The sequence below is a fragment of the Acidovorax sp. DMC1 genome (assembly GCF_056314325.1).
On record NZ_JBQUYO010000004.1, the window covers coordinates 167,526 to 183,856 of the forward strand.

General features: G+C 66.3%; 14 protein-coding genes. 5 read left to right on the top strand and 9 right to left on the bottom strand.

Annotated features, from left to right (window positions below):
• The first annotated feature begins 15 nt into the window (after nucleotides 1-15).
• From ACT531_RS10875 to ACT531_RS10885, 3 genes are all read left to right on the top strand, one after another.
• On the top strand, nucleotides 16-1,575 hold the full coding sequence (locus ACT531_RS10875; protein ID WP_476017427.1) for a PepSY domain-containing protein: 1,560 nt from the start codon (nucleotides 16-18) through the stop codon (nucleotides 1,573-1,575).
• A 55-nt stretch (nucleotides 1,576-1,630) separates the two neighbouring features.
• Nucleotides 1,631-3,424 carry a sensor histidine kinase gene (locus ACT531_RS10880; protein ID WP_476017428.1) on the top strand — a complete coding sequence of 598 codons (1,794 nt, stop codon included), beginning with the start codon at nucleotides 1,631-1,633 and terminating at the stop codon, nucleotides 3,422-3,424.
• Nucleotides 3,425-3,536: 112 nt separating this feature from the next.
• A complete protein-coding gene (locus ACT531_RS10885; RefSeq protein WP_476017429.1) occupies nucleotides 3,537-4,298 on the top strand; it encodes a hypothetical protein in 762 nt (253 codons plus the stop codon).
• Nucleotides 4,299-4,414: 116 nt separating this feature from the next.
• On the opposite strand, the gene ACT531_RS10890 is transcribed toward ACT531_RS10885, so the two are convergent.
• Entirely contained in the window at nucleotides 4,415-6,052 is a 1,638-nt protein-coding gene (locus ACT531_RS10890; RefSeq protein ID WP_476017430.1) for an ABC transporter permease, read from the bottom strand.
• 284 nt (nucleotides 6,053-6,336) lie between these two features.
• On the opposite strand from ACT531_RS10890, the gene ACT531_RS10895 reads away from it, so the two are divergent.
• On the top strand, nucleotides 6,337-7,401 hold the full coding sequence (locus tag ACT531_RS10895; protein ID WP_291437008.1) for an ABC transporter ATP-binding protein: 1,065 nt from the start codon (nucleotides 6,337-6,339) through the stop codon (nucleotides 7,399-7,401).
• 84 nt (nucleotides 7,402-7,485) lie between these two features.
• Here the strand turns inward: ACT531_RS10895 and ACT531_RS10900 are convergent, their stop codons facing one another.
• From ACT531_RS10900 to ACT531_RS10930, 7 genes are all read right to left on the bottom strand, one after another.
• Nucleotides 7,486-8,718: a Yip1 family protein gene (locus ACT531_RS10900; protein ID WP_476017431.1), complete on the bottom strand. Its 1,233-nt coding sequence runs from the start codon at nucleotides 8,716-8,718 to the stop codon at nucleotides 7,486-7,488.
• 189 nt (nucleotides 8,719-8,907) lie between these two features.
• Entirely contained in the window at nucleotides 8,908-9,645 is a 738-nt protein-coding gene (locus ACT531_RS10905) for a lysophospholipid acyltransferase family protein (protein WP_476017432.1), read from the bottom strand.
• A gap of 27 nt (nucleotides 9,646-9,672) precedes the next feature.
• Nucleotides 9,673-10,968, bottom strand: coding sequence for a dihydroorotase (locus ACT531_RS10910; protein WP_476017433.1), 1,296 nt, complete (start codon nucleotides 10,966-10,968; stop codon nucleotides 9,673-9,675).
• A 79-nt stretch (nucleotides 10,969-11,047) separates the two neighbouring features.
• Complete coding sequence (locus tag ACT531_RS10915) at nucleotides 11,048-12,010, bottom strand: aspartate carbamoyltransferase catalytic subunit (protein ID WP_476017434.1); 963 nt, start codon at nucleotides 12,008-12,010, stop codon at nucleotides 11,048-11,050.
• Nucleotides 12,011-12,022: 12 nt separating this feature from the next.
• The gene (gene pyrR, locus ACT531_RS10920) at nucleotides 12,023-12,547 is read right to left on the bottom strand and encodes a bifunctional pyr operon transcriptional regulator/uracil phosphoribosyltransferase PyrR (RefSeq protein ID WP_015015581.1); all 525 of its coding nucleotides are present in this window, start codon (nucleotides 12,545-12,547) and stop codon (nucleotides 12,023-12,025) included.
• Nucleotides 12,544-12,975: a Holliday junction resolvase RuvX gene (ruvX, locus tag ACT531_RS10925; protein WP_476017435.1), complete on the bottom strand. Its 432-nt coding sequence runs from the start codon at nucleotides 12,973-12,975 to the stop codon at nucleotides 12,544-12,546. The genes pyrR and ruvX overlap by 4 nt, the downstream gene beginning before the upstream one ends.
• On the bottom strand, nucleotides 12,972-13,571 hold the full coding sequence (locus ACT531_RS10930; protein WP_015015583.1) for a YqgE/AlgH family protein: 600 nt from the start codon (nucleotides 13,569-13,571) through the stop codon (nucleotides 12,972-12,974). The genes ruvX and ACT531_RS10930 overlap by 4 nt, the downstream gene beginning before the upstream one ends.
• Before the next feature lie 21 nt (nucleotides 13,572-13,592).
• Between ACT531_RS10930 and ACT531_RS10935 the strand changes: the two genes are divergently transcribed.
• Complete coding sequence (locus tag ACT531_RS10935) at nucleotides 13,593-15,077, top strand: cryptochrome/photolyase family protein (protein WP_476017436.1); 1,485 nt, start codon at nucleotides 13,593-13,595, stop codon at nucleotides 15,075-15,077.
• A 32-nt stretch (nucleotides 15,078-15,109) separates the two neighbouring features.
• On the opposite strand, the gene ACT531_RS10940 is transcribed toward ACT531_RS10935, so the two are convergent.
• Nucleotides 15,110-16,282 carry a PilT/PilU family type 4a pilus ATPase gene (locus ACT531_RS10940; protein WP_015015585.1) on the bottom strand — a complete coding sequence of 391 codons (1,173 nt, stop codon included), beginning with the start codon at nucleotides 16,280-16,282 and terminating at the stop codon, nucleotides 15,110-15,112.
• Nucleotides 16,283-16,331: the final 49 nt, after the last annotated feature.

Consider the following 16,331-nt stretch of genomic DNA (forward strand, 5'->3'; position numbering starts at 1 on the left):
GGCGGAGCACCCGACATGCCACACGCCAAACGCTGGCTGTACCTCGTCCACCGCTGGCTGGGCGTACTGCTGTGCGCCTTCTTCGCCATGTGGTTCCTCTCGGGCGTGGTGATGATGTACGTGGGCTACCCCAAGCTCACCCAGGCCGAGCGCCTGGCCCATCTGCCGCCCCTTCGCAGCGCCACGCTGGGCACGGAGCGCCTGCTGGAGCCTGCTGACGCCTTGGCGCGCGCAGGCTTGGCAGGCCCGCTGCAGGACCTGCGGCTGGCCGTGGCCAGCGGCGGGCGCGCGGTGTACCTGGTGGTGCCCGCCGCCCCCACCGGCGACACCGCACCACGCCCGCACCGGACACCGGCGCCTGCAGTCATCGACGCCATCACCGGCGAACGGCTACAGCGCGCGGACGCCACGCACGCCATCGCCTCGGCCCGCGCCTTTGCGCAGGAAGCCAACCCGTCCATCGACTACGAGGGCACGATCGACGAAGACGCCTTCACCCACTCGCGCGCGTTGGACGCGCACCGCCCGCTGCACCGCCTGCACCTGGGCGACAGCGCGGGCACCGTGGTCTACGTCTCCGGCACCACGGGCGAGGTGGTGCGCGATGCGCCGCTGCAAGAGCGCGCCTGGAACTACGCAGGCGCCTGGCTCCACTGGCTCTACCCCTTCCGGGGCAATGTCTTCAACGACTACTGGACGGACATCGTCAACTGGCTGTCCATCGCGGGCATCACGCTCACGGTGACGGGCACGGTGGTGGGCGTGCTGCGCTGGCGCTTCCGGGGCCGGTACAAGACGGGCGCGCGCACGCCGTACCGGGGCTTCATGATGCGCTGGCACCATGTGTTCGGGCTCGTTTTTGCGGTCATCACGTTCACCTGGATCTTCAGCGGCCTCATGTCCATGAACCCATGGAAGATTTTCGACAGCGGTGCAGTGCCACTGCGCCAGCAGGCCATGCATGGCGGCCCCCTGCAAGTGCCCGCGCAGGCAGCAGCGGTACACGCCTTGCTCTCTGCGGCATCGCCCAACACCCGTGAGCTGCGGTGGGTGCGCCATGCCGGACACACGCTGGTGCTAGCCTACAGCCCCACCGCCGCCCCGACGGTGCTGGACGCCATCAACGCCGCCGCACATGTGTGGGCCCCGGGTGCTGTGGCAGAAGCCGCCGAGCACCTGCTGCCCCACGCGGTGGTGCGCACCGAAACGCTGACAGCCTACGACCTGCACTACTACGACCGCGCTGCCCACACCATGACTGGCGGCATCGACAAACCCCTGCCCGCACTGCGCGTGGTGTTCGACGACCCGCACGCCACCTGGGTGCACATCGACCCGCACACCGGTGCGGTGCTAAGCCGCACCGACAGCCACCGCCGTACCAGCCGCTGGCTGTTTGCCATGCTGCACAGCTGGGACTGGCTGCCCCTGCTGGAGCGCAGACCACTGTGGGATGTGCTGCTCATCGCGCTGAGCTTGGGCGGGGCGGTGATGAGCGTGACAGGCATCGTAATGGGGTGGCGCAGGTTGGGTGTGAAACTGCGGCCGATACCGGGTCGGGGTGCAAGGCCGTGACCGTGACAGGTCGCAGCCCTATGATGGTTGCAGTTGCCTTTTGAAACACCTGCCCATGACGGCCCCAGCATCCCCGCCTGCAAACAACCCCGCCTTGCACCCACCGGCCGCGCACCTTGCGCCGTCCAAGCCACCACACTCCAGCCTGCCCCTGCGGACGATGGTGGTGCTGGGCACCGCACTGGTGCTGTTGCTGGCGTGGGCCACCGTGGCGATCTTGCTCAATGTGTCGTGGCGCGATGCGATGAACGCGCAGATACGCCAGAACAGCAACCTGGCACTGAGCCTGGGCGAGCAGACCGTGCGGGTCATGGCGGCGGTAGACCAGGCCACGATCCGCATGCGCGACGCAGTGCTGGCAGGTGACTTTGACAAGGCCGACTTCACGCGCTTTGCCAACGAAACGGGCCTCGCCCCCGACATCCTCACCCAGCTGTCGCTGGTAGGTCCTGATGGCCGGTTTGTCGGCAGCAACATCGATCCCACCGGCGAAAAAACAGGCCATGTGGACTTGTCGGAGCGTGAGCATGTGCAGGTGCACCTGACCCGCACCGCAACGGAAGCCGCGCGCCTGCAGATGACGCCCAGCGGCCTGTTCGTCGGCAAACCGGTGGTGGGCAAGGTCTCAGGCAAGGCGACCATCCAGCTGTCGCGCAGCATCTCGTATGGCACCAGCAGCATTGCCGGGCTGGTGGTGGCCTCGGTGAACCCCGGCTACTTCGAGGACGTGTACCGGGACGTGCAGCTGGGCAAGACGGGCATCGTGACCCTGGTCGGTAACGACCGTGCCGTGCGCGCCCGCGTCATGGGCGGCCAGAGCATCGGCATGGGCGAGGTGGTGGCCCGTGCCGCCAACAACAACGCCGAAGAACTGGGGGCCAACGGTCACTACATACGCGCCAGCGGGCTGGATGGCATCGAGCGCATCTACGCCTACAGCCGCGTGGGCAACTACCCGCTGCTGCTGGTGGTGGCCACCAGTACCGACGAGGCCCTGAGCGGGTGGCGCGGCAACCGCAACGTGGCGCTGTTCACCATGGCACTGTTCAGCGTGGCACTCGTGGGGGCTGTCGTCATCTTTCTGCGCAGCGTGCAAAAGCTCGAAAGCACCAACGCCGCCCTGCGTATCAGCGAGGCCGAGGCCCGCTCGGCCAGCCAGGCCAAAAGCGAGTTTCTGGCCGCCGTCTCACACGAGTTGCGCACGCCCCTCACCAGCATCCGGGGCTTTGCCGAGCTGATGGAGATGCGGCTGGACCAGCCCCGCTTCAAGGAACAGGCCAGCCTGATCCGCAAGGCCGCCGAGCACCTGAACGCCCTGCTCACCGAGATTCTGGACCTGGCCAAGGTGGAAGCCGGCGCCATGCCCCATCTCCCCACCGAGCAAAACGTGGCGGAGATTGTTCAGTCCACCGCCGACTTTTTTGCCGTCACGGCCGCCAACAAGAACCTGGTGCTCCATGTGCGCATCGCCCCGGACGCCCCGCACACGTTGATGTGCGACGGTCTGCGGCTCAAGCAGGTGCTCAACAACCTGCTGTCCAACGCCATGAAGTTCACCGACACGGGCTCGGTCGCCATCGAGGTGGATGCCAGCCCAGACGCCGTGAGCTTCCACGTGGTGGACACCGGCCCAGGCATCCCCACGCACCTGCACGAAACCATCTTCGAGAAATTTCGCCAAGGCAACGACCAGGTGAGCTACCAGCACGGCGGCACGGGCCTCGGGCTGGCGTTATCGCGGGCGTTGGCGGTGCTGATGGGGGGCACGCTCACGCTGTCCTCTTCGGAGGGCCAGGGGTCGCGCTTCACGCTGACTTTGCCCCGTGAGCCTGGCATGGAGTCTCATTAAGCAGGCTCGTACGGATGCGACGCGCTAAGGTGTTGTGGGGTTGATGCTGGCTGCGCAGCGCCCGGCAAAAAATCACCGCAGCCAGTGAAGACAATGCTGCCTTGCCAGTGTGATGACGGTCGCCGCAATCAGGAGGCCGCAGCACGCTCTTGGAGGACATCAATTGAAGAAATTTGGTCTCGCCGCGGCGGCAATTCTCTGTGTCTCAGTGGCCGCATCACCAGCAGCGAGCCATTCAGCTCACCACGCCATCACCCAAATAAGCCCCCAGAACGCTGCTGTGGCAGCCGCACTGACGGACATGAAGGGAGCGCTTTTTGCGCCCAGGACGGCTTTGCCATTTGACAACGGAGGCGTGGCAAACAACTGCGCGCAGTATTCCCACCTTTTGTTTACCAGTGCTCCGGACGAGTCAACACGCAGTGCGGAAATTCGCAGCGAATACCTGGTGTGCGATGCATTGCGAATGGTCGGTGCCCAGCCTTTTATCGTGACCCAAGCCGCCTTGCCTGCCCACGCGGCCAAAGCGCTTTATGAACGCTTGGACCTGCGCTCCTTCCCGTCCTCACTGCGCAACCGTGCAGACGGTCCAACCCACACGCTGAAGACTCTGTTGGCTTTGGGCAAAGTGACCATGAACCGAGACACGGTGGAAATCGAAACGGACACGCAATTTTTCAGCCTCAAGATCGTCGGGGTGGTGAGCCGCCCGGCCACCGAAGCGGGTGGTGAACGCCTGCGGAAAGAATGGATTGTGTGGGTTGGCGATGAGCTGAAAGACGGCAACTACAAGTCTTACCGCACATTGATCGTGCGCCCGTTTCGTGACTCGCGCGGTGATCGGTACACAGGAACGCTCTACCCCGTGCAATGACGCCCGGCCAACGGCAGCGGCGCCTTGGATCTTGGCGATCTGTCGGAGAAGTGGCGAGACCATTCACCATCGGCGCCCCCCGCCTCCCCCTACCTCGGCGGCTTTGCAGTCTGGCGCTACGTCCGACTGCGCAGCGTACGGCTGAGCAAAATCACCGGCACCAGCCCCACCGCCACCAGCGCCAGCGACGGCAATGCCGCCTCGCCCAGGCGCTCGTCGCGGGCCAGCTGATAGGCCACCACGGCCAGGGTGTCGCTGTTGAAGGGGCGCAGCACCATGGTGGCAGGCAGCTCCTTCATCACATCCACAAACACCAGCAGCGCTGCGGCGGCGGTAGAGCGCTTGAGCAGCGGCCAGTGCACGCGTGCCAGCAGGCCTGCGCTGCCCATGCCCAGCATGCGGGCAGAGTCGTCCAGGCTGGGCGGAATCCGCGCGTAGCCGCTCTGCATGGATTGCAGGGCGACTGCACAAAACCGCACTAGGTAGGCCCACACAATGCCAAAGGCCGTGGCCGTGACCAGCGCGCCCACGCCCCACTGCGGCATGGCCGCCTGCAGCCAGCCCACGGGCAACAACAGCCCCACGACGATGACGGCGCCGGGCACGGCATAACCCACGCTGGCCAGCTGCACCACGCCACGCGTGATGGCGTCGGGCTGGCGGCGCACCGCAAAAGCCAGGGCGAGCGCGATGGCGACGGCCAGCGCCGCAGTGATGCATCCTAAGCGCACGCTGTGCCAAGCCCATTCCATGAACCGCTCCCACGGCAGCACCGACCAGTCGGCCGCCAGCGGCCGCAGCATGAAGACCACCGGGGCGACAAAACCCATGACCACTGGCACCGTACAGACCGCCCAGGCGGCCCACCGGCGCGCACCATGGAGCCGAAGCGGCTGCGCCTCGGCCGAGCCAGCGCGCCCGCCGCCGGTGGCAAAACGCATGCGCTTTTGCGCGCGGTGCTCCAGGTGCAGCAGCGCCATCACCACCACCAGCAGCATGGTGGCCAGCTGCGCGGCGGCCAGGCGGTTGTCCATGGACAGCCAGGCCTTGTAGATACCCGTGGTGAAGGTCTGGATGCCGAAGTAGCTGGCCACGCCAAAGTCGGCCAGGGTTTCCATCAGCACCAGCGCCACGCCAGCCGCCACGGCCGGGCGTGCCAGCGGCAAGGCCACGGCGCGGATGCGGCGCGGCAGCGGTGCGCCCAGCAGGCGTGCGGCCTCCATGAGGTGGGCGGCGCGCTCCCCCAGGGCCGTGCGTGCCAGCAGGTAAACGTACGGGTACAGCGAGAAGATGAACACCCACACGGCGCCGCCCAGGCTGCGTACTTCGGGCAGCAAGCGGCCTTCCAGGCCGAAGGTGTTGCGCAGGCCCACCTGCAGCGGGCCGCTGAACTGCAGAAAGTCGGTGTACGCATACGCCGTGACGTAGGCGGGCATGGCCAGGGGCAACAGCAGCAGCCATTCAAAGGTGCGGCGGCCCGGAAAGTCGAACAGCGTCACGGCCGCAGCCGCCAGCGTGCCCACCACGGCCGCGCCCAGCGCAACCAGCACGCTGAGCCACAGCGTGGTCCACACATAGCCGGGCAGCACCGTGGCTGCCATTTCGCGCAGGATGGCGCCCGTCTGCGCATCGCCCTGCCCGGTGGGCGAGAACGGCAGCCACGACGCCAGCACCGCCAGCACCGGCAAGGCCAGAAAGCCTGCAAACAGGATCAGCGGGATGCTGCGAAAGACAGAGAACGGGGTGCGGCGCAAGGCGGTGGGCTCGGCAGAAGGAAGAAAGCGCACACCTGCCCAAAGGCATGGGCACCCTGGTGCAGTGTTGCACGCTATCTGGCACTTAAAAACCGCGTCTTTTCGGCCAGGGCTGCGTAGCAAATCCTCGCGGTACCTTCGGGTATCGCTGTGGTTTGCGCCTTGCCCTGACCAAAAATCCATCGGTCTTCAATGTGCCATCCAGCGCGCAACATTACACCAGCACCCAGGAATGCAAATGCGAATTTTAAGCATTCACTCCACGCCGCCTAAAATGCGTGGATATGTTTCTTGAGGTCTCCCAACTCGAAGTGCGCTACGCAGGCCGCGCACAGGCCGCCGTGCAAGGCGTCACGCTCAGCCTGAAAGCGGGTGACATCGGCGTGCTGATCGGCCCCTCCGGCTGCGGCAAGACGACCCTGCTGCGCGCCGTGGCCGGGCTGGAGCCCGTGACGGGGGGCGAGATCCGCCTCACCAAAAGCGTGGTCAGCAGCGCCCGCCTGAGCGTGCCACCCGAGCTGCGCCGTATCGGCATGGTGTTCCAGGACTACGCGCTGTTCCCGCACCTGTCGGTGGGCCGCAATGTGGCGTTTGGCATCCACCAGTTGCCCAAGGCCGAGCAGGCCGCGCGGGTGGCTGAGGTGCTGCAGCTGGTGGGCCTGACGGGCAGCGAGCACCGCTACCCGCACGAACTCTCTGGCGGCCAGCAGCAGCGTGTGGCGCTGGCGCGTGCGCTGGCGCCGCGCCCACAGCTCATGCTGCTGGACGAGCCGTTCTCCAACCTCGACGTGGACCTGCGCGAGCGCCTGGCACACGAGGTGCGCGGCATTCTCAAGGCCGCAGGCGCCACGGCGCTGTTTGTGACGCACGACCAGTTCGAGGCGTTTGCCATCGGCGACGTGATCGGTGTGATGAACGAAGGCCACCTGCACCAGTGGGACGATGCCTACACCCTGTACCACCGCCCTGCCACGCGGTTTGTGGCCGACTTCATCGGCCACGGCGTGTTTGCACCCGCCACGCTGGTGCAGCGCGGCAACAACGTGGTGGCCCAAACACCCTTGGGCGACCTGACCGACCTGGATGAGTGCCCCCTGCCCAGCAGCTACCCCGCGGGTGAATGTGATGTGCTGCTGCGCGCCGACGACATCGTGCACGACGACCATGCGCCCGTGCAGGCGCAAATCGTGCGCAAGTCGTTCCGGGGGTCGGAGTTTCTGTACACCCTGCGCCTGGCCAGTGGCCACACGGTGCTGGCCCATGTGCCCAGCCACCACGACCACGCGCTGGGCGAGTGGATCGGCATCCGCGCCCAGGTCGACCATGTGGTGACGTTTCCGCGTGGCTGAGGCGGTGATGGAATCAAAATCGGCCGGATGCGCTAGTCGAACATGCCCGAATAGCTATTGAATCAATAGCAACTACCCTTCAGCTCACGACTTGCCTTTGCGCTGCAGGCCTTCCAGCCCGTTCAGGTCCACCTGCGACATCAAGCCCCGCAGCTCTTTCACACCGATCTTGTCGCCCTCGATGCTGACCACAAGGCCGTTCTTCAGGATGGTCTTGAACTCTGCGTGGCTGCCATCCTTGTCGTAGCGCTGGTGCAAGGTGCGGCCACCCTCTTGCCACGTCTTTTCGGCGCTGGTCTGGTCTTCCTTCTCGCCCTGCGCCATGCCCATGGCCATTACCGCCATCTGCCCCAGGCCGCCCACGTCCACGATCTCCAGGCGCAGCTGCTTGTCGTCGTTGCCGTATTGCGCGCTGGCCTGGCTGGTGGGCAAGCCCAGGGCGGCACCGTCCTGCACATCAAAACCCGTGCGGGGCAGGCCCGCCAGCTTCTCGGGCAGGGCCGCCTTGAGCGACTGGGCCGCAATGGCCTGACCCCCACCCAGCACACCCGCAGCGGCCTTGGCGGCATCGCCCGTGGCGGCTGCGATGGCGGCCGGATCCTGGCTCTTCTGGGCCTCTTCCATCTTGCGGGCGGCTTCTTCCATCTTCTTGCCGGCAGCTTCCAGACCGGCGGTGTCGATGGACACCTTACCACCGGGCGTGTTCATGGTGATGGCAGGGGCATCGGCACCGCCAAACAGCGCACCGCTGCGCGGCATGAACAGCGCACTGACGGCACCGATGACCACACCCATCACGATGGCCGCAATGATGACCACCACCGTGTAGCCCACCGACTTTTCGGGCGCACTGCGCATGAGCACAGGCAGGCCGGTGTAGAGTAGGTAGATGGAGTACGCCGCCGCCAGCAGGCCCAGCATGGCCAGCGATGGCAGCAGGCTGCACACTCCGCCCAGCAGAGCGGCCGTGCTGGCGTACACCGCCACCTTCTGTGCCTGGATGGCGTTCTTTCGCCCGCCGAAGGTGGGCGCCAGCGCATCGATGATGAAACCGAGCACCAGCAAGCCCACCAGGCTCAACCCGTATGACACGACCATGTTCACCAGCCCGGAGACAAAAGGCACGCGGATGGTGACCCCAAAACCGCCAAAGCCGATCAGCGACATGCCGATGAAACCGCAGACCGCCGGAATGGCGGCCAGGATCATCGCGTAACGGGTGAACAGGGTGGCGGTGTCGGTGGTCTCCGTGTCGATGGTGGCCCAGGCCTCCTTGGGTTGCAGAAGAATGCTTTTGGCGCGTTCAATCAGGTTCATGGTGCCCTCCCGGCAGTGTGCAAAGGCCTGCGATGACCCGCAGGCAAACGGAAAGCGCGGACGATAAGGGACATTGCGCCGGGTAGATCGTCCAGACATCAGTCGGCAAGGCCCAAAGCGTGGAATATGCACGTTTTTGCCGCACAAAGACGGCTTTTGAGGACCCGGGCTCTGAGCCTGCGAGCGCCCTCAGGCTTTGCGCAGCTGATCGACCGTGTCGTGCAGGTGCTGCGTCCAGGTGCGGCGGTCGCGCTCGCCCGCCAGCTCGGGCGTGCCGTAGTGCACCACGGCTTCGATGGGCGGGGCGCTGAGCGTGCGCCAGATCGAGCCCACCAGGGTTTCATCGCCAATGTAGCTGGGTGCGAAGCTGGTGGCGTCGGTGGCCTTGTCGGCAAAGCGTAGCCCCACGGGCTGCACCGGTGCCTGCGCGGCTACGGCAGCCTGCAACAGGTTGGCGTGGAAGGGCAGCATCTCGCGCCCGTCACCCGTGGTGCCCTCGGGGAACACGGCCAGCACTTCGCCACGCTCCAGCGCCTCTTGCATGGACCGAACCATGCGCAGCGCATCGCGGCGCGAGCTGCGCTCGATGTAGAGCGTGCCAGCGGCCGTGGCCAGGGTGCCGATCAGCGGCCAGGCCTGCACGTCGGATTTGGAGACAAAACGGCAGTGCCGTGCGGCGTGCATCACCGGGATGTCGAGCCACGAGATGTGGTTGGCCACCAGCATCACCGGGCCGGTGACCGGGGGCCGCCCGAGGATGCGCAGGCTGATGCCCGCATGGGCCAGCAGCTCCATCGACCACACCTGCACGCGGGCGTGTTGCTGGTCCGGCGACAGCGACGGAAACCGCAGCGCCACGATCCACAGGCCCTTGGCAATATGGCCCAGCAGCCGCAAGAGGCGCCAGCTGGCGCGCAGGAACTTCACGGCTGGGCCTTATCGCGTTGAGTCGTCTCAGCTGCGGTCGAAAGCGACCTGTCCGCCCACCAGGGTCATGCGCACGCGGCCGGGCAGCTCGTAGCCCGAGAAGGGCGTGTGTTTGCCCTGGCTGGCGAGCGCGTCGTCCTGCACCGTCCAGGCGGCCTGCGGGTCGAAGATGCAGAGGTCACCCACGCCGCCTTCCACGATCTGGCCCACGCTGGCCTGCAAGGTGCCCAGCGCGTTGCCCAGCACGCGTGCGGGCTCGGCGGTGACCACGGCCAGCGCGCGCTGCAAGGGCACGCCGCTGTCCTGCGACCACTTGAGTGCCAGCGACAGCAGCAGCTCCAGGCCCGTGGCGCCGGGTTCGGCCTCGGCGAACGGCAGCGTCTTGGCGTCTTCATCCACCGGGGTGTGGTCGGACACAAGCGCATCGATGGTGCCATCGAGCAGCGCCGCGCTCAGGGCGTCGCGGTCGCGCTGCTGGCGCAACGGCGGCGTCAGGCGCGCGCGGCTGTCAAAGAAGCCGATGTCGTTCTCGGTGAGGTGCAGCGAGTTCATGCTCACATCGGCCGTGACTTGCAGGCCATCGGCCTTGGCGCGGCGCACCAGATCAACACCCGCAGCGCTGCTGAGGCGGCACAGGTGCACGCGCGCGCCGGTGGTCTTGAGCAGTTCAAAGATGGTGTGCAGCGCAATGGTCTCGGCCGCCACGGGCACGCCCGACAGGCCCAGCCGCGTGGCCAGCGCACCGCTGGCGGCCACACCCTTGCCCAGATGCATCTCCTGCGGGCGCAACCACACCGTGTAGCCAAAGGTGGCGGCGTATTGCAGCGCGCGCTGCAGCACCTGGGTGCTGGCCAGCGGCACCTCGGCCTGGCCAAAGCCCACGCAGCCGGACTCGGTCAACTCGGCCATCTCGGTCAGCACCTCGCCAGCCAAGCCGCGTGTCAGTGCGCCCAGCGGGAACAGGCGCGACTGGTGCAGCTTCTCGGCGCGGAACTTGAGCATCTCCACCAGGCCGGGCTCGTCGAGCACGGGGTCGGTGTCGGGCGGGCAGACCAGGCTGGTCACGCCACCGGCCACGGCGGCAGCCATTTCGGATTCGAGCATGCCTTCGTGCTCGTGGCCAGGCTCACGCAGGCGCGCAGCCAGGTCCACCAGGCCGGGCAGCACGATGCAGCCGGCAGCGTTGATGGTGCGGTTGGGCGCAAAGTCGGGCGGCACTCGGTTGACGCCCACGATGCGGCCTGCCGCCAGCGCGATGTCGCAGGTCTGGTCAAGGCCCGAGGCGGGGTCGATCACACGGCCGTTCTGGATCAGTATCTTCATGATTTCAAGCCAAATAGGCCGATAGCGCCAGTGATATATGCGCTAGCAGCTATTAAAACAGGAGCATTCACCCGACGGGTCACGCTTCATTCCCTGCGACGATGGACATCACCGCCATGCGCACCGCGATGCCGAAGGTCACCTGCGGCAGGATCACGCTCTGCTTGCCATCGACCACGGCGGAGTCGATCTCCACGCCGCGGTTGATGGGGCCGGGGTGCATGACGATGGCGTCGGGCTTGGCCAGTTGGAGCTTCTCCTGTGTGAGGCCAAAGCTCTTGAAATACTCCTGGCTGGACGGCAGCAGCGCTCCGCTCATGCGCTCGTTCTGCAGGCGCAGCATGATGACCACGTCGGCGTCCTTGATGCCTTCTTCGAGCGTGTGGCACACGCGCACGCCCATCTGCGCCATGTCAGATGGCACCAGCGTGCGCGGGCCCACCACACGCACTTCGGCACAGCCCAAGGTGGTCAGGCCGTGGATGTCGGAGCGCGCCACGCGCGAGTGCAGCACGTCGCCCACGATGGCCACCGTGAGGTTGTTGAAGTCCTTCTTGTAGTGGCGGATGGTGTACATGTCCAGCAGCCCCTGCGTGGGGTGGGCATGGCGGCCATCGCCGGCGTTGATCACGTGCACGTGGGGCGCTACGTGCTGCGCGATCAGGTAGGGCGCACCCGACTCGCTGTGCCGCACCACGAACAAATCGGCCGCCATCGCGCTCAGGTTGGCGATGGTGTCGAGCAGCGATTCGCCCTTGCTGGCCGAGCTGCGCGCGATGTCCAGGTTGATCACGTCGGCAGACAGGCGCTTGGCCGCGATCTCGAAGGTGGTGCGGGTGCGCGTGCTGTTCTCGAAGAACAGGTTGAACACGCTCTTGCCGCGCAGCAGAGGCACCTTTTTCACTTCGCGGTCGTTGACGCTAACGAAGTTGGCGGCGGTGTCGAGGATGTGCGTGACGATGTCGCGCGGCAGGCCCTCGATGGACAGCAGGTGGATCAGCTCGCCGTTCTTGTTGAGTTGGGGGTTGCGCTTGTGCAGCACGGTCGGGCCTCTTTAGTCTTTGTCCTGGACTTGGAATTGGAAGGTGCCGCTGTCGCCCCGCGCCAGGGCCAGCGACTGGGCGGCGGGCAGCGCCACGCGCGCGGCGGCAAAGTCAGCCTGCACCGGCAGCTCGCGCCCGCCACGGTCCACCAGCACAGCCAAGCGCACGCTGGCGGGGCGGCCGTAGTCGAACAGCTCGTTGAGCACGGCACGGATGGTGCGGCCGGTGTAGAGCACGTCGTCGAGCACCAGCACGTCGGCGCCGTTCACGTCAAAAGGCAGCGCGGTCTGTGCGCTGGCCGACAGGCCGCGCTGCGCAAAGTCATCGCGGTGCATCACCGACGAGAGCACACCGGCGGGCCCTTCCAGGCCCAGGTCTTTTTGCAGGCGCTCGGCCAGCCAGGCACCGCCCGAGGCAATGCCCGCCAGGCGCGTGGTGGGGGTGAGCATGCTGCGCACGCCGCGCAGCAGTTCGCGGTACAGCGCCTCGGCGTCGAGCACCAGGCTGCCGGACATTCCGGGGGATGGGGTGGTCATGGGAGATTCCTCAAAAACTGTTCCAGGATGATGCAGGCCGAGGCCGCGTCGGCATCCTTGGCACCACCCGCAATGGCCTCGGTGGTGCTGTACCGCTCGTCCACCTCAAACACCTGCAGACCAAAGCGGCCACGCAACTGGCGCCCAAACTTGAGCGCGCGTGCGGTGTTTTCGTGGGCTGCGCCGTCCGGGTGGTAAGGCACGCCGATCACCAAAGCGTCAGGCTGCCATTCCTTGATGCGCTCGGCCACCTGGGCAAAGCGGGCATCGCCCTCGGCCTGGATGGTGCGCTGGGGGGTGGCGCTTTTGAGCATGCGGTTGCCCGAGGCGACGCCCGTGCGCTTGAGCCCGAAATCAAAAGCAAGAAAAGTCTGGAAATGCGCAGGAACGGCTGGCAGCTGAATGGACTGAGCGGGCGCGCCAGTCATGCGTGCCCCGCCTCGGGCGACAGCATCCAGGCCTGCAGGCCCAGCAGCGACAGGGCCCGGTCGTAACGCTCAGGCACAGGGGTGTCGAAGATCACCGACAGATCGGCCGCCACGGTGAGCCAGGCGTTCTCGGCCAGCTCCGATTCGAGCTGCCCCTCGCCCCAGGACGAGTACCCCAGCGTGATGAGCACGCGGCGGGGGCCGGCGCCCGTGGACAGGGCTTCTAGCACGTCCTTGGAGGTGGTCATCTCCAGGCCGCCGGGGATGGTCATGGTGGAGGCATAGGCCGACTCGTCGGTTTCCCCCTTGTCCATGAGCATCGGTTCGTGCAGTACAAAACCGCGCTCGGTCTGCACCGGGCCGCCCTGGAAAACGGGCTCTTTGGTGAGGTCCTCGCGGCGCAGGGACAGGTCCACCTTGTCGAACAGGCCCTTGAGGGTGATATCGGTGGGCTTGTTGATGATGAGGCCGAGCGCACCGCGCTCGCTGTGCTCGCACAGATAGACGACGCTGCGCGCAAAAGACTCATCTTCCAGGCCGGGCATCGCGATCAGGAAATGATGCGTCAGGTTGATGGGCGCAGAATCGAAAGACATCCCGCAATTTTAACGGTGAACATGCCCCCCTCCCCCGAGCCCCGCTATCCCCGCGGCCTGGTCTGGTTCCGCCGCGACCTGCGCGCCCACGACCAAGCCGCCCTGTACCACGCGCTGACGCGCTGCGAGCAGGTGTTCTGCGCCTTCGTCTTTGACAAGGACATCCTCGACGCCCTGCCCCGCGCCGACCGGCGGGTGGAGTTCATCCGCGAGTCGCTGGTGGAGCTGGACGACACGCTGCGCGCGCTTTCGGGGCAGGAAAGGGGCGGCCTCATCGTGTGGCACGCGGTGGCCAGCGATGCCATTCCGGCCCTGGCCAGCGCCCTGGACGTGCAGGCTGTCTTTGTCAACCACGACGATGAACCCCAGGCGCTGGACCGCGACCGCCTGGTACGCACGCGCCTGGCGGCCGCCGGCAAGGCCTTTCACACCTTCAAGGACCATACCCTGCTGGAACGCAGTGAGGTGCTGACGCAGACCGGCAACCCGTACAGCGTGTTCACGCCGTACAAGAATGCGTGGCTCAAGAAGATCAATGCGTTCCAGCTCAAGAGCTATCCGGTGGAGCGCCACGCCCACCATCTGGCAGCGCGCCCTGAGGCCCATTGCCAGCCCGTGCCCACCTTGCAGAACCTCGGGTTTGAGCCCACGGCCCTGTCCCAGCTGCGCCTGCCCACGGGCGCCCGGGGCGCACAACAGCTGTTCGATGATTTTCTCGGCCGTATCGAGCGCTATGAGGACACGCGCAACTTTCCGGCAGTGAAAGGGCCCAGCTACCTGAGCGTGCACCTGCGGTTTGGCACCATCTCGCCGCGCTTGCTCGCGCGCACGGCGCACCGCCTGATGCTGGAAGGCAACCCCGGAGCCACGACCTGGCTCAGTGAGCTGATCTGGCGGGACTTCTACTTCCAGATCCTGCACCACCACCCGCATGTGGTGGGCCAGAGCTTCAAGCCTGCCTACGACGCCATCGCCTGGGAGACCGGCCCTGAAGCCGATGCCCTGTTTGCCGCTTGGTGCGAGGGCCGCACCGGCTACCCGCTGGTGGACGCCGCCATGGCGCAGATCAACCAGACGGGCTACATGCACAACCGCCTACGCATGGTAGTGGCCAGCTTTCTGGTGAAAGACCTGGGCATCGACTGGCGGCGCGGCGAGGCCTACTTTGCCACGCACCTCAATGACTTCGACCTGGCCGCCAACAACGGCGGCTGGCAGTGGGCCAGCTCCAGCGGGTGCGACGCCCAGCCCTATTTCCGCATCTTCAACCCGGTGAGCCAGAGCGAGAAGTTCGACCCGGAGGGCAAGTTCATCCGCCGCTACCTGCCCCTGCTCGCAGCGCTTCCCACCAAGGCGCTGCACGCCCCGTGGCTGGCGCGGCCGCTGGAGTTGCAGGAGGCGGGGGTACGCTTTGGTGACACCTACCCCCTGCCCGTGGTGGAGCATGACGCAGCGCGGCAGCGCACGCTGGAGCGCTACGCCGTCGTCAAGACGGCCGGGGGGTAACACTCGCCCTGTTGAGCAGGGCACACGGTGGGTCAGCGATGTGTCGTGGGCGGTGGTTCGTCCGGCGGGGGTTCCTCCGGCGCCATCTGCATGCCCTCGCCGCCCAGCGAGGCCCCCGCGGCCAGCCGCAGCCGCAAGCGGACATCGGTGCGGTTGTCCGCGTTGGCGATGGCTTCTTCGGGCGATATCGCGCCCGCCTCCACCATGCCCAGCAGCGACTGGTCAAAGCTCCACATGCCCTGCTCGCCGCTGCGGGTGATGGCGGTCTTGAGTTCGTCGATCTGCCCCTTCTGGATCAGCTCGGCCACATAGGGCGTCAGCAGCATGATCTCAGTAGCGGGTACCAGATGGCCCGCAAGCCCCTGGACCAGCCGCTGCGCAATCACGGCGCGCAGGTTGAGCGACAGGTCCATGAGCAGTTGGCGGTGCGCATCCTCGGGGAAGAAGTTGACGATGCGCTGCACGGCTTGGTTGGCGTTGTTGGCGTGCAGGGTGGACACACACAGGTGGCCGGATTCGGCGTAGTGCAGCGCGTGCTGCATGGTGGCCCGGTCGCGGATCTCGCCAATCATGATCACGTTAGGCGCCTCACGCATGGCGCGGCGCAGCGCTTCGTCATACGACAGGGTATCGAGCCCTACCTCGCGTTGCGTCACCAGGGATTTTTTGTGGCTGTGCAGGTATTCGATGGGGTCTTCCACCGTAAGGATGTGCCCGCCGGTGTGCGTATTGCGATGGTCCAGCAGTGCAGCCAGCGTGGTGGTCTTGCCTGAGCCTGCCGAGCCCACCGTCAACACCAATCCCCCTTTGAGAAACGCCAGCCGCTGGAGCACGGGCGGCAACCCCAGTTCTTCCAGCGTGGGAATCCGCGCAATCACATGGCGAATCACCATGCCGGCCTGCCCCCGCTGCATGTGCACATTCACCCGAAAGCGCTCGCCATCGGCGGTCTGCAGCGACAGGTCACATTCCATCGTGGCCTCAAACTCCTTGCGCTGGGCCTCCCGCAGGATGGAATAGGCCATTTGCCGCACATCGTCGGCTGACAGGACTTGCTGCGCAATGGGGATGAAGGCGCCCTGCCGCTTGATGGTGGGCGCAGCACCTGCCATCAGAAACAGATCCGAAGCGCGCTCGCGCGCCACCAGGGCCAGGCAAGCCAGCAGCCGGGGATCGGGGGATGGGGATGGTGCCAGCGGGTCCATCACGGAGACGCGGTCCGCCGTATCCATGCACGGGACACAAGCGATGGTG